Source organism: Rhodobacteraceae bacterium IMCC1335 (assembly GCA_039640495.1).
In the GTDB taxonomy this organism is placed as follows: Bacteria; Pseudomonadota; Alphaproteobacteria; order Rhodobacterales; family Rhodobacteraceae; genus Thalassovivens.
On the sequence record CP046864.1, the window covers coordinates 2850342 to 2868240 of the forward strand.

Sequence of the window (17899 nt, forward strand, 5' to 3'; positions counted from 1 at the left end):
ATTATCCCAAAATGTAATTTTAATCGTGGCTTATTTGCTTTAAGTTCTGTTCACGACGTGCGGGTAAAGCTTTGGGTTTTGACTATAGAAAATTAAAGGAACTGATATGAATTTTGAGGGAGATCTAAGCTTTTTACAGCGCAAAATGGCCGCAAGCAGCGCCGGTGTACAACGGCGCCAAGCCATGATGGAGGCCCTGAATGTGAGAAGTGGGCAAAGTATATTGGATCTTGGCTGTGGCGGTGGCCATTTGGTTGAAGAGCTGGCACGCGCCGTCGGCCCGCACGGCAAAGCCTTTGGTTTAGATCCTAGCAAAACACAAATCCAAGCCGCACGCGAGCGGTGCAACCACTTTGATCAGGCCACCTTCTTTTGTTGTATGGCAGATGAAATCGCGCTGAACGCCGCCTCATGCGATGCGGTCGCATCCATTCAAACGCTTGAGTATATTGAAGATGTTGACGCGGCTTTATCGGCCGTCATACCGCTTTTGAAAACACAATCAAAATTCGTAAATATCTCAATTTTATGGGACCATTTTAAATTTCATGGCGCGGATGAGGCTTTAAACACCCTCATCTTCGACGCGTTTCGCGCGCATTGTTTTCATCAGATGCTGCCAATGGAGCTGCCTGGAAAATTAGCCAAACTGGCCATTCGTGATATCCACACACGATCCTTAGCGTTTGTGATCACGCAGCGCCATGACAATTCTCCAGCACGGTTTGCCGAGGCAGTGATGGCAAATTTTGCGTTGCGCCAAGGAGTTGCGGAAGACAAGGTGCGCGATTGGCAAACCCAACTTGCCGAAGCCGAAAAACAGGGGCGCTTTGGCTTTGCCAGCTTCCCAGTATTAACCAGCGGAACGCTGGCTTAACGACAAGCGCAGCCCTTGAGGAATATCTTTAAAGCACACGGAAATCATCGAGCTCAGAGCGGCCCTGTTTTAAAAATTTTCTGGTCACAGCTGAAAAAATCAAGCTAAGATCATAATCGAAACTGTTAAAATTTTTAAGGACGCCGCGTGAACACTCAGACAGATTCTTCTTTTTCTAGCGCGCGCAATTTGCAGCTATCGCAAGGGGTTTTTGTACAACTTGGTTTCTCTATTGATGATTCTTTTGCCGGATTATCCACATTATCTCGCGTTGGGTTCGGCGAAACATTGCACCCAATAAAAGGCGCAAAATGAATATTGCCGGTGGCATCGACCTCGGAGGCACAAAAATCGAAGCCCAGCGCTTTGATCACAACTGGGATATTGGCGAAAAGCGCCGCATCGACACGCCAAAAACCTATCCCGAGCTTTTAAGCGCCATGGCCATGCTCATCACCTGGCTGAAAGGCGGCGATACCCCTCTGCCAATTGGTGTGGCCGCAGCCGGATTTGTCAATCCAAACACTGGGGTATCGATTGCCGCCAACCTTCCAAGCCATGGACAAAAATTCCACCGTGATTTAGAGGCCAAATGTAACGCAGTGATCACCCTGATTAATGATTGCCGTGCCTTCGTTCAAGCGGAAGCCCGCTTTGGATCTGGATCTCAAACAGGCTGCATGCTCGGAATAGTGCTGGGGACGGGGATAGGCGGAGCCATAGCAATCGATGGTTACTTGGCAAATAACGGCCATAGGCAATCGGGCGAATTTGGGCATTTACCCATGCCAGCAGAAACCGTTGAACAGCATAAGCTGCCGCTGCTCAAATGCGGATGCGGGCGCAAAGGCTGCTATGAAACGCTGGCCTCGGGGCCTGGGCTTGAACGCTTGGCGTATCACCTCTTGGGACGAAAAATCACATCGCCTCGCCTAATCCTCGCAAAACAAGAACAATCCGATTTAGAAAAGATCTGGCAAATTTGGTGCAGTGTAAATGCGCAGCTTCTTCATACGCTAATCCTGACCGTCGATCCGCATATCATTGTGCTGGGCGGCGGGCTTTGCAACATAGAGGGCTTAATACCAGCGTTGGAAAAGCATCTGGCGCGCCTTCGATGGGAGGGTTTACCAATTCCCGCGATCAAAAAAGCGGCGCGCGGTGAAACGGCAGCAGCTCTGGGAGCCGCTTATCAGGCATGGCAAAGGGCGCAAAATGTCTGAGCTGCCAAGCGAATACATTGCGCGCAAGATAGCGGGCAACGCGTTTGCCATTGCTTCGGTTTGCTCTGCGCATCCCGAAATATTGCGCAACGCTTTGCATTTTCTAAATTCTACCTTTGTGCAAGTGTTTGTGCGCAAAGTTATTGAACGCTCTGCAGCGGTGATAAAAACCACTGTTTTGGCTATGGTCCGCGCGCAAGTACAATCCGCGCTTCCAGCGTATTTTTTCGAGGGTGCAGATGGCTAGTCACAATGATGTTGATTATTGGCTCTGCCCAGACCAGCTGTTCGAAAAAGGCGTTTTGAAACATGGGCGCGCGCTTGGGATCACAGAGGGTAAGGTTGAAGCTGTCAAAGCGCAGGACGCCCTGCCCCAAAATGTAAATTTAAAGCGCGTTGCGGGTATAATTTCGCCGGGCTTTGTGGATTTACAAGTCAATGGCGGTGGCGGCGTTTTGCTCAACGTAACCCCCACCGCAGAGGCCATGTGGGCAATTGCAAAAGCGCATCGTCAATTTGGCACAACCGCGGTGCTGCCCACCGTGATCACCGACCATCCAGATATATTGGGCAAAGCGGCCCAAGCCGCGCTCACAGCCTTTGGCAAGAATGGGGTCTGCGGCCTGCATATTGAAGGCCCTCATATTTCACAGCGGCGCCGCGGCACGCATAACGCGGGCCATATCCGTCCGCTTGATGACATGACGTTGAACAGCGTTGATAAATTATGCATGGCCAAAATACCCGTTATGATTACCCTAGCGCCCGAGATTGTGCCACCAGAGCATATCGCAAAACTTGTAAAAATGGGCGCCGTCGTTTCGATTGGGCATTCAGAGGCTGCTCCCGCAGATATTACCGCGGCGCGCTTGGCCGGGGCGCGCTGCTTTACGCATCTGTTCAATGCCATGTCGCCCATGCAGGGGCGAGACCCTGGGGTGACCGGCACGGCCATTCTGTCAAGCTCTTATGTGGGGATCATCTGCGATGGCATCCATGTCACCGATGACATGGTTGCCTTGGCGCTGCGCGCGCGGCCCGAGCCAAATCTAACGTTTCTTGTGTCAGATGCGATGCCAACCGTTGGTGGGCCTTCTCAATTTGACCTGAATGGGCAAAGTATCAAACTTGATCAAGGGCGGCTGATAAACGCAGAAGGTTCGCTGGCTGGCGCGCATACAACACTGGCTGCTGGTATTCGCCGGCTGGTCTCAAACCTAAACATACCCGTGCAAACCGCGCTCAAAATGGCAATTTCAGTCCCCTGTGCGGTGATGGGTCTAGACCTTGATCGCCTGCAAGGCCAGAGGATTGATGCGCTAATACATTTGAACGCGCAAGGCTCCTATACTGGGCCGGTTTCCCAGGTTAGCCCCCCTCAAAAACCCAGATAACGCAATCAAACAAGCGGGTGGCGCGCCTCACTGACAGGGGTGGTGGCTTGAGGTTGCGGGAATATATAATAAAGCTTGCAAGCCGCTATTGATGGCGGCGCAGATTGGAGCGAACTTTGCGCCGGTATAGCCCTAGGCGGATTAACCATGACGCCAAATTAGATCGTCTGGACAAACCCTTTATCGATCTCTTGTTATGCCATAAGCCGCCCGTGCGCCAGCAATTTCAAATTCATTTCTAAAAAATTGCCAGGCATGCTGGACGAAATCAAGCAGGACGCAAAGCGAGTTTGGCAGTCGTCATGTTAGGCGCGCATAGAGATAGGCGAATTTCATACCGATTGGCGGCCCTAAAACATACGGCCCACGGATCGGGCAGCGCGCTGCATCGCGCTATTGATAACCTAAACGATCTGTTAGAGCCTTTGCATCAAGCTTTACCCTTGAATTTCGAGCGAAATCTAACATCTGAAAGTGTAAAATATGCGAAAGGCCGATTGCGATCCGACGCTAAGTTGCGCACCGCAGCGGCGAAAACGTTCATGGTGATATTCTGCGGCGGGCTGCCTCGCTCAAGTTTACAAGAGGCCATCTTCTGTAGCGGCGCCAAGGCTTTCATGGTTCTTTTCAACGGAATTCAAATCTTGTCCCTTACTCTGCGCCCCTGCCCCAAGGTTACCAAGTATCACCGAAAACCGATACTTGGATTGTAAAAGAGATGCAGTTTATCTTAAACAAACCCGCTCTGGCCTAAGGCTGTTGAGGCCGCGCCATTCACTTCCGCTCGGCGTAAACTTGTGGAAAAAGCCATGCCTGATTTGTAAAGAGCGGAAGCTCATGAGAGGGCGCGGGGCCGGGGCGCATACCTTGCTATCAGCGCGGCGTGCAAGGCGCAGTTCTATGGTGGGAAAAATGCATGTGGATACCCGCAAAACGGTATTTTTCTGCCCGATACCCTTAGATAAGCCAAGAAGTTAATATCCGATAAACTATTGGAGTTGGAGTTTGCACTCTGCTACGCTAAGCTCACTTTATAGGTGTGATACCGCACAGATAAAGGAAAAACCGTGTCGGAAGAAATCTGGACAATAATCAAATACAAACCAAAAGAAGGTTGTGAAGACGAGTTTGTTGAGGGTCTGAAGCGCCTGGAAAAAATGATCGAGAAATCCAAAGCAGGTCAAGAATTTCAAAATAAATTTATCAAAATTGACAGTGGAGAATATGTACAAATCGTAGGTCTTCCCAATTTAGAGTCTTTGCTTGACGGGCAAATCGAAGGCCTGGATTGGCTTGATAGCGTTGACCATTTACTTGAATATTATGAAGATGACAGCCGCACCGAAGCTTTCTCGGGCTTTGTCATTGATTGAAACCGCCCCTAACCGGGCCCGCGCCATATGGGAGCTATAACTTATGACAAAAATTGCAATTGTAACGGGTGCCTCCCGAGGCTTTGGCCGCGGAACCGCGCGTATTCTCGCAAGCGAAGCCGGCTATAAGGTCTATGCGACGGCAAGAACACAATCTGCCTTGCAAAGCCTTCAAAAAGAGGTGGCTGAAAGCAATGGTGCGGGTGAGGTTATCCCGGTTGTGTTGGATCAAAGTGATGATGAGGAGGTGGCCGCGTTTGTGCGCCGCGTTAGCGCGTCGGAAGAAAAAATCGATCTTCTTGTCAATAGCGCCTATGCGGGACTGATCGCCATGACGCCACATTTTGGAAAGCCATTTTGGGAGCGTCCCATTTCGGTTTTTGATGGCTCAATGGATATTGGCGTTCGCGGCGCTTATGTGATGAGCGCATTGGTGGCACCGGCGATGGTCAAAGCCAAAAACGGATTGATCATTCAAATTTCGAGCTATGGCGGGTTCGTCTATCTTTTTGACGTTGGATACGGGGTAGCCCATGCCGCGATGGACCGGCTGAGTTTTGATATGGCCACCGAATTACAAGACCATAATGTGCGCGCCGTCACGCTGCACCCGGCGGGTGGACAAACAGAAGTCACAGCCTTTCCCGAGGGCGAAAGCCCGACCTATGTAGGGCGCGCTGTGATGGCATTGGCTGAACAAGCCGATGAGGAATATCTAACAAAAGCAAATGGAAAAACGCTGTTTACATCCGAACTTGCCCAAAAATTTAATTTCTCGGAAGACGGTCAAACCGATGGCAGTTTGAACCAAGCCAGAATAGAGGCTCTTCAACCCTTTAAAGACATCAGCGCAAATCGGTTGGCTCAATACGATTTTGACGCGCCGTTGCCAAACCCTTCGGATACAAATAATCCAGATTTTGCGGCGCTTTTTCCGGGGGCAAAAAATTTCAAACTATGACGGATAAGCCGCTAATGCTTAGACGGCATCAAAAGGCCGCTTAAGCTTCTGATGCAGGGCAGCCCTATCAAGAAACGGCTGGAAAAGCTTGGTCAAACGGGCAATAAATCCGCTGGCATATTTTGGTAACAAACCGGACGCAAGAAGCGGCGGATTGCCATGGTTCCCACAGAAGTGGCGCCAAAATTGGTTGACGCCGGATAGGGTCCACCATGCACCATCGCGCCGGCCACCTCAACACCCGTTGGAAATCCGTTCACAAGCACCCGGCCCGCTTTGCGCTCTAAATGGGGCAGCAAGCGCTTTGCATGGGCTTTATCGCCCTCTTCCATCTGCAACGTACAGGTCAATTGCCCTTCAATGGCGCCAGCCGCTGCCACCATTTCATCGATATCGTTTGCTTCCACGATGATCCCCAAAGGTCCAAATACCTCGTTTTGGAAATCAGGGCTGTGCAGCCAATGTTCCAACGAAACCCGGAACAGGTTGGGCAAAGCTGTGCGCCCAACAGATTCTGTGGTGAAAAGGGGCTCGACATGCGCCGCTGATGCCACTGCGTTTGTTCCATGTCTATAGGCGGCCGCGATGCCATCTGTCAGCATCGCCTGCGCGCCTGCTCCGCTTAGGGCGGCAATGCTGGCCTCGGCAAATTCATTGGCCTGCGCGCCGGCAATCACAAAAGCAATGCCGGGATTGGTGCAAAACTGCCCCGCCCCCATGGTTAATGAGGCCGCCCAACCTTGGGCAAGCGCAACGGCGCGGGTTTGCATCGCCTGTGGAAGGCAGAACATCGGATTGACCGAGCTCAATTCGCCAAAAAACGGAATAGGCTCGCTCCGGCTCATGCATAGATCGAACAAAGCCCGCCCGCCCGCCAAAGACCCTGTAAACCCAACGGCCCGGATCAGCGGGTGCTGTACGACTTGCGCGCCCAGCTCATGCGTGCTGCCCTGCAAAAAGGAAAAAACGCCGGGATGTTGATCGGTGGCTTTCATCGCACGTGCAATCGCTTGCGCGATGATTTCCCCGGTTCCAGGATGCGCAGGATGGCCTTTCAAAACAACCGGACAGCCGGCGGCTAAGGCCGCGGCCGTATCTCCGCCGGCGGTTGAAAATGCCAGAGGAAAATTAGACGCTCCAAAAACCGCCACGGGGCCGATTGGGCGCTGCATCAAACGTAAATCGGGGCGTGGCAATGGCGTGCGATCGGGCAAAGCCGCATCATGGCGTTGCTCCAGATAGCTGCCCTGCTCAATATGATCGGCAAATAGGCGCAATTGGCCGGTGGTGCGCCCGCGCTCCCCTTCCAAACGGGCTTCGGGAAGACCGGTTTCCTGATGCCCGATTTCAGTGACCAACGCCCCAACCGCCTCTATTTCATCTGCGATGGCGCGCAGGAAGGCCGCGCGCGCGCTTTGGCCGCTCCAGCCATAGCTCATAAACGCCTCTTCCGCAGCCTCTACCGCTGCGTCAACATGGCTTTGGCTGGCTTCTGAAAAGCGGCGAACCGGGCCAGTGCTGGGCGCAGAGTCAAACATGGCATCACCGCTGAGCCAATTGCCCGCGATGAAATGTTGGCCGGTAAGGTTTAAATCGGTCATTGGCTGCTCTCCTGATCTGCCAGATGTGTTTTTGCCATGCGCACCAGTAAATCAAACGCCTGTTGAGTGGCGCTGACATTGGCTTTCTTCTGCCCGGCAATATCAAACGCGGTTCCATGCGCAGGCGTGGCAACCGGAATCGGCAAGCCGCCGGCGATGGTCACGCCCCGCTCAAACCCCATGAGCTTGATCGCAATTTGCCCTTGATCATGATACATAGTGACCACCGCATCAACTTCCCCGCGCTGGGCTTTGAGGAACACGGTGTCCGAGGGCCATGGTCCGGTGACATGCATTTGGCGGTCCTGACAAGCTTTGACGGCAGGCTCCAAAATATCGATCTCTTCGCGGCCAAATTTCCCATTATCACCCGCATGCGGGTTAAGCGCCGCCACTGCAACATGCGGCCGTGTTTTTCCAGCTTTTTTGAGCGTGCTATACGCCAAGTCAACGGCCCGCATGACCGCGGGCTGATCAATATTCGCCGCCACATCCTTTAATCCAATATGGCTGGTTACCCTCGTTGTCATCAAAGCGTCTAAAACATTGATTTCGCTGTGATAGCCTTCAAACCCCAAATAGCGCGCCATATAGCGATGTTCATCTTCCGCATTAAGGCCAGCTAAGGTCAGCGCGGCTTTATTGAATGGGGCAAATAAAATACCGTCGATGGTATTGCTTTGCGCCAAATCGAGCGCTTTATCAAGGCAGCGCAAGGCGCTATTGCCACTGGCGTGCGTCACTTTCGCGATCTGTACATCTTCCGCAGCAATCGTCTCAAGGTCAAGATGCGCCAGCGTAAACCCAAGTGACAGATTGGCTTCATCAACCGTCTCGAGGCTCAGCGGCAAGCCCGCCTGCTTTGCCCCAGCTTCCCACAGATGCGCATCACCGATAAGAAGCACATCCGCCTGCGCCAAAACAGCCGGCTCTTGCAGCAGCTTTGCGATCAATTCAGGGCCTATGCCCGAGGGATCACCGGGGATTATACCTAGCCGCGGCCGCCTCATGCCGAGGCCTCCCCAGATCGATTAGACAGTTCTGCCAAAGCCGCCGCCACGTTTTTCTCGGCTGTGCGTAAATGATTTTGTAATGCTTCTGCGGTTGCGCGGGGATCGCGCGCTTGCAACGCGTCAACAATTTTTGAATGTTCCAACCGCGTTTCTGGCCGCCCTTCTTCGCGCTGCGAGGATAAGAAGCGCACCCGCCAAAGCCGCGCATTATAGGTTGTATGCGTTTCAGCCAGCGCTTTGTTACGCGCTGCGGCGACAATTGCCTCATGAAATTGCATATCAAGGCGAAAGGCTTGTAATTGCTCTTCTGCGCCGCGCGCCTCTTTAATCGAGGCATTCAGCTGCTCGATGGCGGCAATTTCGCTATCGCTTGCCTGCGCACACGCCCATTGCCCAGCCAGCGCCTCCAACGCGCCTTGCACCCTTAGACAATCATTTATTTCCGCCAAGGAGGGATCCGCAACGAAAGGCCGGCGAGAATGCGTATACGAAACCAAGCCCTCATTGGCCAATAAGCGGATGGCTTCGCGCATCGGGGTTCGACTGACCCCCAGCGCTTGCGCCAAATCACGCTCGGGCAGCTGCATTCCGGGCGGCAGTTGACCAAGCAAGATCATTTCGCGTAGCTGCAGCGCCGCGTCTTCAGACAGGCTCGGGCTGCGCGCAAGCCCATCTTTTTCAATGATATTTATCAGCTTTAGGGCTGTACTCACTTTAGACTCCCCATCTTAATACAAGCGGATCTAAAGGTTTTAACAAATCGATCAAGCGGCTTTTGATCGCAGGGTGTAGCGGTTCTATCGGATGTCGGCAGTAATCTGATTTTATCACCCCACCGGCCACCATAGCAGCCTTACATGATTGCCAGCCGCATTGGCGGTTTTCATGGTTGATCACCATCGCAACGCGACCATAGGCAGTGGTTGCTTCCTCGACCCGCCCTGCCAGGTGATGGGTGATCACCGGTTTGATCTGATCCACGATCATTCCCGATGTCATCGAACCCGTTGCCCCGGCATCCAAATCGGCCAATAAAGTGATCGCTTCTTCTCCATCAAAAGGAGCTTGAATGGCATCGCCGCCCTCGGCAATCAATGCGCGCAGCTTATTGGAGGCGCGTGGGCATTCAATCTTAAACAGCTTTACCATTTCGATTTCGCGCGCCATACGCAGCAATAAGGGCACCGGAAGCTCAACGCCGGATAAGGGCGCATCCTGCACCATGATCGGGATCCCAACCTCACCAACAGCGGCAAATTGTTCAAAGCTTTGCTGCGCGTTGCCTTTAAGCAACGCACCATGATAGGGAGGCATCATCATCACAATATCGGCCCCGATCTCTTTGGCAAAGCGCGCCCGTTCAACGGCGATCTGCGTTGCAAAATGGCTGATCGTCACAATAATCGGCACGCGCCCCGCAATATGCTCCGCGCAAAGGCGGGCCAGCGCATCACGCTCGGCATCCGATATCAAAAACTGTTCGGAAAAATTGGCCAAAATACAAATGCCATCCGCCCCTTGATCGATCAGGCAATCCAGTACCCGCTTCATTCCATCAAAATCCACGGTCCCATCTTCAAAAAACGGAGTTGGAGCGACGGGCCATATTCCAGAATATTGGGTCATTCAAAAATCTCAAAATACTGACTGTGTTTATCGGTTATACTAATCCCCAAGCCGGGAAGGTTATCATCCAGTTGCAAAAAGCCATCTTTTGCTTCCGGATCACCTTCGAAAATATAATAAAATAATTCATTACCGACTTCGACATCGAAAACCGGGAAATATTCGCTGATCGGGCAATTTGTATTTGCCATGGTCAAGTGATAATTGTGCATTTGGCCCGCATGCGGGATCACCGGAATCTGATGTGCCTCTGCAATCGCGTTGATTTTCTGCGCCGCTGTAATACCACCAACGCGGTTGGTGTCATATTGCAGAACGCTGACGGCTTTCTGCTCAATCAGATCTTTACAGCCTATCACCGAGTATTCATGCTCACCGCCTGAAATCGGTATAATATTCATGGCATTTAGCTGCTTATATCCCTCAACATCATCTGCAATCACCGGTTCTTCGAGCCAACGTGGTTCAAATTTTGCCAGTTTTGGCAACATGCGTTTTGCATAATCAAGATTCCACCCCATATAGCATTCAAGCATTAAATCTACATCATAGCCTAAAACTTCGCGCAACGCCTCAACCCGTTTAATATTCTCGCGCATACCCGGCATGCCGTCTTTTGGGCCGAAACCAAACCGCGTTTTATAGGCCAAATAGCCGTTTTTTTGCGCCTCTTGCGCTTCTTTTTGCATCACCTCGACGCTGTCTGCATAAAGTTTGGAATAATAAACCGGAATTTTTTCTTTTGTCCGCCCTCCCAAAAGCTTGAACACTGGTTTTCCAACCAGTTTCCCCATCAGATCCCAAATCGCGATATCAATGGCGCTGATAGCCGTCATGCCTACGCCCTTGCGCCCCCAAGCATGGGTTGTGCGGTACATCTTTTCCCACAGATAGGCATAATCGAACGGATCCTCACCGACCACCAATGGCGCATACCACTCATCGATGGCTTTTTTAACGACGCTTGGCGCTAAGGCGGCGTTGCCGATGCCGATGGTGCCATCTTCCGTTTCCACTTCGCAGGTCAGCCATTGGTGGAACCGAAACGAAGACATGGCATCGCCTTTTGTCCAAAGCGCATCCGATGCGTTGGTGCAAAAATGCCCCTGCGGCGGCACCGTTGGGCCCGTCCAATTCCAAACGCGCGTGCGCACAGATTTAATGCGAGTCATTTCAATCAGCCTTTCTTTCAAGTCCTTTGGCTCGTTTTAAAAGCCGCCAAACGGTGGGTCCAAATAAGGCCAAAGCCGTTAGGATAAAAAATAAAAGTGATAAGGGCCGGGTGAACATCAGCCACCATTTCTCGTCCAGCATCACCATCGACTGCCCAAGGCGTTGCTCGAGCATCCCGCCTAAAATCAACCCAATGGCAAGCGGAACAACCGAAAACCCATACATGCGCATGAAATATCCAACAACACCGGAAATCAGCGCAACCCAAACATCAAACATGGATTGATCCAGCGCATAAGCCCCCACCACAGAAAACATGAAAACGCTTGGCCAAAGCACCGGAATTGGGATCAGTGTAACGCGGGCAAATACACGGGCCCCGTAAAGCCCGATTACCAAAAAGAGAAGATTAACGAACAGCATCGACCAAAAAATCGCAAAGGCAAAATGCGCCTGCTCGGTGAACATCGTGGGTCCTGGGCGCAAACCATGCACCAACAATCCCGCTAGGATCACCGCCGCAGTGGGCGATCCGGGAATGCCCAAAGCCAAAGTAGGCACCATTGCACCCCCGGTTGCAGAATTGTTGGCCGCTTCAGATCCTGCGATTCCTTCAGGAGCCCCTTTGCCAAATTCTTCGGGTGTTTTTGACCAGCGTTTGGCTTCATTATACCCAATCATCGAGGCTACAGTTGCGCCTTCAGCTGGTAAAATCCCAATAAATGTTCCGATCCCGCTTGAGCGTAAAATGGTTTTCCAGACGCGTTTGTAATCTTCGCGGCTGGGCAATTTAATCGCCTTCATGGTGATTTGCTCACGTCGCTCGTTTAATTTTGACGCCTGAGCCAACAATTCGGATATGCCGAACACGCCTATCATAACCGGCACAAAGCCAATGCCATCGCGCAACTCGGCTACATCAAAGGTAAAGCGCTTTACTGATGTCAGAAGGTCGGTGCCCACAGTGGCCAATAAAATGCCAAATGCCCCAGCAATCAGATTGCGTATTGGCGAGCCACCCCCCACGCTCACCAACATGGACAGCCCAAACAGGGTGAGCGCAAAATATTCAGGCGGGGCGAAATTATAGGCCGCGCGCGCCAAAATTGGGGCCGACAGCATTAAAACAGCTACGCTGAACACACCTCCAACGGTTGAAGAAATAACCGCCAATCCAAGCGCTCGGCCTGCTTCGCCGCGCACCGCCATTGGATAGCCATCAAGGCAGGTGGTTGCGCTGGCGGACGTGCCGGGCGTGTTGATTAAAATGGCTGTGATCGCGCCGGCGAATGTTGCCGAACAATAGATAGCGGTCAGCACCGAAATGGCGGCCACCGGCTCCATCGTTAACGTGAAGGGAAGCAACAAAGCCGCTCCCGTGGTTGCGTTCAAGCCTGGCAAAGCTCCGATGACAACGCCGCCCAACGTTGCGCAAACCAGTAACATCAGTAATGAAATGTCCCCTAAAGCGGTAAATCCTGCAACAAACGCCTCCATATCAGCCGTACCACCAATTTGTTAAAAGACCGCGCGGAAACCGAATTCTGAACGCCAAATCAAACAGAAAAAAAATGATCGTGGGCATTGCCAGACCAACCAAAGCAATCAGGTGCCAACGCCGCTCGCCCCAGAGAATCGACAGGCCTGCCGCGAAAGCGCCCAGCGCTATAAACAGATCAATCTGGACCAATAAACAGAAGATAAAAAGCGCCAAAAATGTACCAAAGGTTGATTTATCAGCGCGCTCCTGCAGTTTAATCGGGTCCAGCCAAACCATAAGCGCTGTTAAAAAAATGATAAAACCAGAGATCAATTGCGGAAAATCCGAGGGCTGTATACCCCGCTTTAAAATAGGCGGCATTTTCTTGAATGTGGTCGTGAAATAAATCGCCACAAGCGCAAAAATCACAATTCCAAGCGGGACCATCCATCGGGCATAGCGCTCTGATTTTGACGTTGGCATTGACATGAAACTTTCTTCCAAAGGATGGCCGCGCCCCTTAAAAGGGCGCGGCCCAGTTCAAATAATTATTCGATAAAGCCAAGCTCTTTCAAAGCAGCTTGCATATCATTCACCATCACAGAAAGCTGGTTTCCCCATTCCTCAGAGCCCGCCACTGAAGAACTATCAAGGCCAACTGAGGTTAAGAACCCCTGATAGACGGAATGGTTCATCGATTTCATCAAAGCCGTTTCGATTTTTTCAGCCACTGCGTCTGGTGTGTCTTTATGTACCACAAAGCCGCGTACGGTTGAGAAACTGACAGGGATGCCCATTTCTTGCGCGGTTGAAACATCTGGCAAAGCCGCCATGCGGTTATTGGCCAGCACAACGATCGGGCAGACGTCGCCCGCTTCGATCTGACTTCCAGCTTCCGCCAAATTCAACACGGCCGCGTCTACAGCGCCAGCAACCAATTGAGTCGCCAATTCTCCGCCACCATCAAAGGGTAGAATTTTGGGCGTTTTCATACCTCCCTTGGTGGTGAACATAAACGCAGATACATCATCAATATTGCCCAAATGCGTCGTGCCATAGGTGATCGGAGCCGCCTTTTGCTGGGCGACGAAATCAGCCGCATCCGCATAAGCGCCGCAGCGTACCATTAGAATTTGCGGGTCATCCGTACCGCGGGCAATCGGACGGATATCATCTAGCTTCATATCCGTTTCGCCTTTGGCCAGCGTGGCCGCATGCCCGATTGTAAAGGTCAGAATCGTATGACCATCGGCGGGAACGGTCAGATAATGATCCATGGCCACAGCACCGCCGCCGCCTTTCTTATTCACGACAACCATGTCCTGCTTTAATTCACGGCGCGCGCGCAGCATCATCATACGCGTTGTAACATCGGTGCCACCGCCATTTCCGGCATGCGTGACAACTTCAATAGTTTTCGACGGATACTCATCCGCCATCACGGCGCTTGCCCCCATAGCCAAACACATTGAAGCCCCAGTCAGCAGCTTGCCGACATAATTTTTCCGTTTCATATTTGTTCCTCCCAGAATGTCGAGTTTCGGTATTTTGGTATACCAATATACCATATCTCGCCATTTTCATAAAAATTGTCAAATGAAAAACCAAATCTTCTGGATCCTTCTTATTTTGAACTAGCATTTGAGACGGGCAAGCAGCCCCCGAAAGCGCCTCAAAGCTTGGCGCAAAGTTCAAACCTTAAAAGCCTATATCTTGACCTGAAATCTGGCGCGCAGCGGTTTTGCAAAACAAAACACGCGCTGATAATCACTACGCGATGTAAGCGAGAAAAGATTAAATCGGCCGATACGCATGATTGCCCGCCGCCGCAGCAAGCGCGCGCGGACAAAACCAGCCAAGGCCATTATTTAAAATTGAAGCGCCTGAAATTTCAGATCAAATAAAGGCGTTTTAGAATCAAAATAATCGATCGTGCTATTGATGAACTGATATCCAAAAGACACTCTGACCTGCCGAGATAACGGATAGGAAAGCAAGGCCGCCAGCGTGCTGTCATCGCGATTATGCCCAAGCAAACGGCCGCCTGAATAATCGCTATATGCAAAATCAACCGAAATAGGTTTTTGCTTTAACAACTGAACGAAGCCGATCGACACAGTCTGCGCCATTACCAGCTGATTGGGAACGCGCTCACCACGAATGACGCGAAGGCTCCAAACCCTATTGGTTGGAAAAAGCATGTCCATCTCAACTGAGATCTGGGTCTGAGCAGACTGATCTGTGTTCCGCAACGCTACGCCCGCTGTCAACTGATAGGAGTGCGCAAATTGTCCGTTCCAAAGCTTAGAAACGCGTATTTCATGTTGCTCGATACAGGTGTCTGAAAGATCTTTTTGAATCCGATCCGCGCGGGTGCACAAATCAACGTAGCGCCAATTTCGGAGGCTTTTGACAAAACAGGCCTCGGCCGATAAGGAGGCAATGCCCACCTTATGCTTCGGGCTATGCGCATAATGCGCGCTCACCCCATAGTCAAAATAAACACCCGCATTTGGAAAATAGCGATCACGCATTCCGGCCCCTGCCCCGATAAGAACGCCCGCTTTTTTCACGCGATCCACCTTGCCCTGAAAAACCATATCTCCCAAAATCAACGGCCCGTTAGGATTGCCATCGTTTATGTTGTGCGAATATGAGATCACGGGCGCCAAAAAGCGTTGCAACGATCGCCCCGCAACAGGCAGATTGGCGATGCCCGGTTGCGCATTGCGCCGCAATTTATCGTTTAATAAAAATGCGGCGGCTGGCCCGAGAGGTTTATTGATCGAGGCATTTAACAAGCAATGGGTAAACAAGCGTTCATTTTTACCCGCAATCGCGCAAGCGCTTAAGACGCTGGCAGATAACAAATAAAACGATAAGCCAACCAGCCAAGACAGAAAGCAGATGCGCAGCAAAAACACCTCAACAAACATAAAAAACGTGGCGGGCAGCCAAAGTTTACGGGCATCGCTTCCGAGCAGAAAATGTTTAGGTCTAAACATATTAAGCGATAAAAAAAGCCGCTAGGCAGCAGATATATTCCGGCTAAAAAACTTGCTTAGCATGGCCTGCTTAATATTTGTTGAAAAATCCCAAAAACCAAAGCGCGCGTTATCAGGCGCAGGATCTGCTTTGCTCTCGCCAAGCTGGTATGCATGTATATGCTGGTGTTAAAAGAAATCCGCTTACTTTCTGGCGGCTTGCCCACCGTTTGTAAAAGCACCTTGAAGATTGATCGCCAGGGGCTTAAGCGTCCCAGCCCCCCAAAACATCTTTCAGCTTGGTTGGGTTCGAAACCTTCTCGCGCAAATCCAGCGCCGACACCAAATCCACCAAATGACTTTTCATCAACTCTTCGGCTCTGGCTCCGTCTTTTTGCGATAAAGCCTCTAACAAAGCATGATGGGCATGTTTTTCGCACAAAGCGCTGTCTCTTTTGCGATAAAGCGCAATAATCAGCGAAGACCGGGCGATCAAGCTTTCGATAAACCGCCCAATCGTGGCTTGATTGGCGAGCTTCGAAATCTCAATATGAAAAACTCCAGACAACCACAACGCTTTCCCAATATCATTTTGCGCCAACGCTTTATGCTCATCATCAATATGGATTTGCAATCGGCGCGCGGCATCCTGCGTCATCCTGAGCGCTGCAGACCCCGCCGTTCTCGGCTCCAAAAGAGCGCGCGCCTCAAAAATCTCGCGCGCCTCTCTCAAGCTGGGCTTTGCAACAAATGCTCCTCGATTGGGCTGTATATCCACAAGCAGTTCATGCGATAATCCCTGCAATGCGCTGCGCACCAGCGTTCTGGAAACCCCGTAAATCTCCGACAATTCGTCTTCGCCCAATTTGGTTCCCGGTAGCACTTTATGTTCATGGATCGCTTTGGCAATCGCTTTGCCGATTTCATGAGCCGTCATAGTCGTTTTCAGTGCAGGCATCTATTGTCTTTCCAAACCGAGATCGAAGCGTAGTACCCCTCTATTGCAAATTACCGACTCGGGAACAACAAAGGCGCTCAAACTTTGCACCACCGCAAAGATTGTATACAATTTTATGATTAAATTGTAGGCAAAGATATTTTTTCTGCACACAATTTACGCATTCGGCCACGCCACCCTCAAATGCGTAGAATTTTTTTTGTTTTCCCAACCAAAAACAGACCACCGTGATCCAAACAACAAAACATGGTTCGCAATGACATCTGATCTGGAATTGGTCGCACTCACAAAGCGCTATGACGGTGCTATGGCAGTTGATGCAATCTCTCACCGCTTTAAAACTGGCGGCTACGCCTGTCTTTTAGGGCCATCTGGCTGTGGCAAAACCTCAACGCTCAGGATGATCGCTGGGCATGAAACCGTTACCGATGGCGCTGTCATCTTGCAAAACAAAGATATTTCGCTGATGCCGCCAGCCCGCCGCGGCACCGCGATGATGTTTCAAAATTACGCACTTTTTCCCCATTTAAACATTATCGACAATGTTGCGTTCAGCTTAAAAATGAAGGGGGTGACCCGCAGCGATCGGCATAAGAAAGCCGCAGAAATGCTTGAGCTGGTAGATATGGAAACGTTCCAAAATCGGTTTCCTGACCAACTTTCCGGTGGCCAACAGCAAAGAGTGGCTTTGGCGCGCGCGCTGGTGACAAGGCCGCAAGTGTTGCTGCTGGATGAGCCGCTTTCGGCGCTAGATCCGTTCTTACGCGTTAAAATGCGCGCCGAAATGAAAAAACTTCAAGCCGAATTAGGGATTAGCTTCATTCACGTCACCCATAGCCAAGAAGAGGCGCTGGGCTTGGCCGATGAAATTATCGTTATGAACAATGCCAAAATTGAACAAGCAGGCGCCGCTCATAGCGTGTTCAACGAACCCAAAACCGAATTTGTGGCGCGGTTTCTTGGCGGGCATAACGTGCTTGATTTGCCGCATGGCCGCGTTGCCATTCGCCGCGATGCGATGCGCATTCTGCCCGAAACAGACGCGCTAATCTCGGCCCAGATTACCGCCGTTGAATATCAAGGTATTCACGTATCTCTCACGGCCAAAGTTTTTGGCGGGCAAGAAGTGACTATCCTGATGGCGGATAGCGCTTTCTTTGCTGCGCCAAGCCAACCCGGCGAGGCCGTTGGCCTAAGCTGGGATCAAAACGCTGTCCACACTTTGGCAGCATAACC

At 51.4% G+C, this 17899-nt stretch carries 18 protein-coding genes; 8 read left to right on the forward strand and 10 right to left on the reverse strand.

All coding sequences use genetic code 11. The annotated features are described in order from the left end of the window. Positions 1-106 precede the first annotated feature (106 nt). The 7 genes from GN241_13785 (at position 107) to GN241_13815 (ending at position 5828) form a co-directional block, all read left to right on the forward strand. Entirely contained in the window at positions 107-877 is a 771-nt protein-coding gene (locus GN241_13785; protein ID XAT58335.1) for a methyltransferase domain-containing protein, read from the forward strand. A gap of 311 nt (positions 878-1188) precedes the next feature. Then, positions 1189-2100, forward strand: a complete 912-nt coding sequence (locus tag GN241_13790) for an ROK family protein (protein ID XAT58336.1) — start codon at positions 1189-1191, stop codon at positions 2098-2100. Next, complete coding sequence (locus GN241_13795; GenBank protein ID XAT58337.1) at positions 2093-2347, forward strand: hypothetical protein; 255 nt, start codon at positions 2093-2095, stop codon at positions 2345-2347. Before GN241_13790 ends, GN241_13795 begins: the two co-directional genes overlap by 8 nt. Continuing rightward, the gene (locus tag GN241_13800; protein ID XAT58338.1) at positions 2340-3494 is read left to right on the forward strand and encodes an amidohydrolase family protein; all 1155 of its coding nucleotides are present in this window, start codon (positions 2340-2342) and stop codon (positions 3492-3494) included. Before GN241_13795 ends, GN241_13800 begins: the two co-directional genes overlap by 8 nt. Before the next feature lie 302 nt (positions 3495-3796). Further along, entirely contained in the window at positions 3797-4207 is a 411-nt protein-coding gene (locus GN241_13805; GenBank protein ID XAT58339.1) for a hypothetical protein, read from the forward strand. A gap of 354 nt (positions 4208-4561) precedes the next feature. After that, positions 4562-4867, forward strand: coding sequence for a hypothetical protein (locus tag GN241_13810; protein ID XAT58340.1), 306 nt, complete (start codon positions 4562-4564; stop codon positions 4865-4867). Positions 4868-4910: 43 nt separating this feature from the next. Beyond that, the gene (locus GN241_13815; GenBank protein XAT58341.1) at positions 4911-5828 is read left to right on the forward strand and encodes an SDR family NAD(P)-dependent oxidoreductase; all 918 of its coding nucleotides are present in this window, start codon (positions 4911-4913) and stop codon (positions 5826-5828) included. A 92-nt stretch (positions 5829-5920) separates the two neighbouring features. Here GN241_13815 and GN241_13820 read toward each other — a convergent pair whose 3' ends face one another. The 10 genes from GN241_13820 to GN241_13865 all read right to left on the reverse strand — a co-directional run bounded on the left by GN241_13820 (position 5921) and on the right by GN241_13865 (position 16663). Beyond that, positions 5921-7429: an aldehyde dehydrogenase family protein gene (locus GN241_13820; GenBank protein ID XAT58342.1), complete on the reverse strand. Its 1509-nt coding sequence runs from the start codon at positions 7427-7429 to the stop codon at positions 5921-5923. Further along, the gene (locus GN241_13825; GenBank protein ID XAT58343.1) at positions 7426-8439 is read right to left on the reverse strand and encodes a 4-hydroxythreonine-4-phosphate dehydrogenase PdxA; all 1014 of its coding nucleotides are present in this window, start codon (positions 8437-8439) and stop codon (positions 7426-7428) included. Before GN241_13825 ends, GN241_13820 begins: the two co-directional genes overlap by 4 nt. After that, the gene (locus GN241_13830; protein ID XAT59291.1) at positions 8436-9059 is read right to left on the reverse strand and encodes an FCD domain-containing protein; all 624 of its coding nucleotides are present in this window, start codon (positions 9057-9059) and stop codon (positions 8436-8438) included. The genes GN241_13825 and GN241_13830 overlap by 4 nt, the downstream gene beginning before the upstream one ends. A 97-nt stretch (positions 9060-9156) precedes the next feature. Next, positions 9157-10068: a dihydrodipicolinate synthase family protein gene (locus GN241_13835; GenBank protein XAT58344.1), complete on the reverse strand. Its 912-nt coding sequence runs from the start codon at positions 10066-10068 to the stop codon at positions 9157-9159. Beyond that, on the reverse strand, positions 10065-11240 hold the full coding sequence (locus GN241_13840; GenBank protein XAT58345.1) for an L-rhamnonate dehydratase: 1176 nt from the start codon (positions 11238-11240) through the stop codon (positions 10065-10067). Before GN241_13840 ends, GN241_13835 begins: the two co-directional genes overlap by 4 nt. Position 11241: 1 nt before the next feature. After that, a complete protein-coding gene (locus tag GN241_13845) occupies positions 11242-12738 on the reverse strand; it encodes a C4-dicarboxylate ABC transporter permease (protein ID XAT58346.1) in 1497 nt (498 codons plus the stop codon). A gap of 1 nt (position 12739) precedes the next feature. Next, positions 12740-13210: a tripartite tricarboxylate transporter TctB family protein gene (locus tag GN241_13850; GenBank protein XAT58347.1), complete on the reverse strand. Its 471-nt coding sequence runs from the start codon at positions 13208-13210 to the stop codon at positions 12740-12742. A gap of 59 nt (positions 13211-13269) precedes the next feature. Then, entirely contained in the window at positions 13270-14235 is a 966-nt protein-coding gene (locus tag GN241_13855; GenBank protein XAT58348.1) for a tripartite tricarboxylate transporter substrate binding protein, read from the reverse strand. A 354-nt stretch (positions 14236-14589) separates the two neighbouring features. Beyond that, a complete protein-coding gene (locus GN241_13860; protein ID XAT58349.1) occupies positions 14590-15726 on the reverse strand; it encodes a hypothetical protein in 1137 nt (378 codons plus the stop codon). Between the two features lie 244 nt (positions 15727-15970). Beyond that, positions 15971-16663 (reverse strand): FCD domain-containing protein, encoded by a 693-nt coding sequence (locus tag GN241_13865; protein XAT58350.1) that lies wholly within the window; start codon positions 16661-16663, stop codon positions 15971-15973. A 256-nt stretch (positions 16664-16919) separates the two neighbouring features. Here GN241_13865 and GN241_13870 point away from each other — a divergent pair, with 256 nt between their 5' ends. Beyond that, complete coding sequence (locus GN241_13870) at positions 16920-17897, forward strand: ATP-binding cassette domain-containing protein (GenBank protein ID XAT58351.1); 978 nt, start codon at positions 16920-16922, stop codon at positions 17895-17897. Positions 17898-17899: the final 2 nt, after the last annotated feature.

Excerpts from the sequence above, each read along its gene's own strand:
- GN241_13785 (XAT58335.1), top strand. The coding sequence starts at position 107 with ATGAATTTTGAGGGAGATCTAAGCTTTTTACAGCGCAAAATGGCCGCA.
- GN241_13790 (XAT58336.1), top strand. The coding sequence starts at position 1,189 with ATGAATATTGCCGGTGGCATCGACCTCGGAGGCACAAAAATCGAAGCC.
- GN241_13795 (XAT58337.1), top strand. The coding sequence starts at position 2,093 with ATGTCTGAGCTGCCAAGCGAATACATTGCGCGCAAGATAGCGGGCAAC.
- GN241_13800 (XAT58338.1), top strand. The coding sequence starts at position 2,340 with ATGGCTAGTCACAATGATGTTGATTATTGGCTCTGCCCAGACCAGCTG.
- GN241_13805 (XAT58339.1), top strand. The coding sequence starts at position 3,797 with ATGTTAGGCGCGCATAGAGATAGGCGAATTTCATACCGATTGGCGGCC.
- GN241_13815 (XAT58341.1), top strand. The coding sequence starts at position 4,911 with ATGACAAAAATTGCAATTGTAACGGGTGCCTCCCGAGGCTTTGGCCGC.
- GN241_13820 (XAT58342.1), bottom strand. The coding sequence starts at position 7,429 with ATGACCGATTTAAACCTTACCGGCCAACATTTCATCGCGGGCAATTGG.
- GN241_13825 (XAT58343.1), bottom strand. The coding sequence starts at position 8,439 with ATGAGGCGGCCGCGGCTAGGTATAATCCCCGGTGATCCCTCGGGCATA.
- GN241_13830 (XAT59291.1), bottom strand. The coding sequence starts at position 9,059 with ATGATCTTGCTTGGTCAACTGCCGCCCGGAATGCAGCTGCCCGAGCGT.
- GN241_13835 (XAT58344.1), bottom strand. The coding sequence starts at position 10,068 with ATGACCCAATATTCTGGAATATGGCCCGTCGCTCCAACTCCGTTTTTT.
- GN241_13840 (XAT58345.1), bottom strand. The coding sequence starts at position 11,240 with ATGACTCGCATTAAATCTGTGCGCACGCGCGTTTGGAATTGGACGGGC.
- GN241_13845 (XAT58346.1), bottom strand. The coding sequence starts at position 12,738 with ATGGAGGCGTTTGTTGCAGGATTTACCGCTTTAGGGGACATTTCATTA.
- GN241_13850 (XAT58347.1), bottom strand. The coding sequence starts at position 13,210 with ATGTCAATGCCAACGTCAAAATCAGAGCGCTATGCCCGATGGATGGTC.
- GN241_13855 (XAT58348.1), bottom strand. The coding sequence starts at position 14,235 with ATGAAACGGAAAAATTATGTCGGCAAGCTGCTGACTGGGGCTTCAATG.
- GN241_13860 (XAT58349.1), bottom strand. The coding sequence starts at position 15,726 with ATGTTTAGACCTAAACATTTTCTGCTCGGAAGCGATGCCCGTAAACTT.
- GN241_13865 (XAT58350.1), bottom strand. The coding sequence starts at position 16,663 with ATGCCTGCACTGAAAACGACTATGACGGCTCATGAAATCGGCAAAGCG.
- GN241_13870 (XAT58351.1), top strand. The coding sequence starts at position 16,920 with ATGACATCTGATCTGGAATTGGTCGCACTCACAAAGCGCTATGACGGT.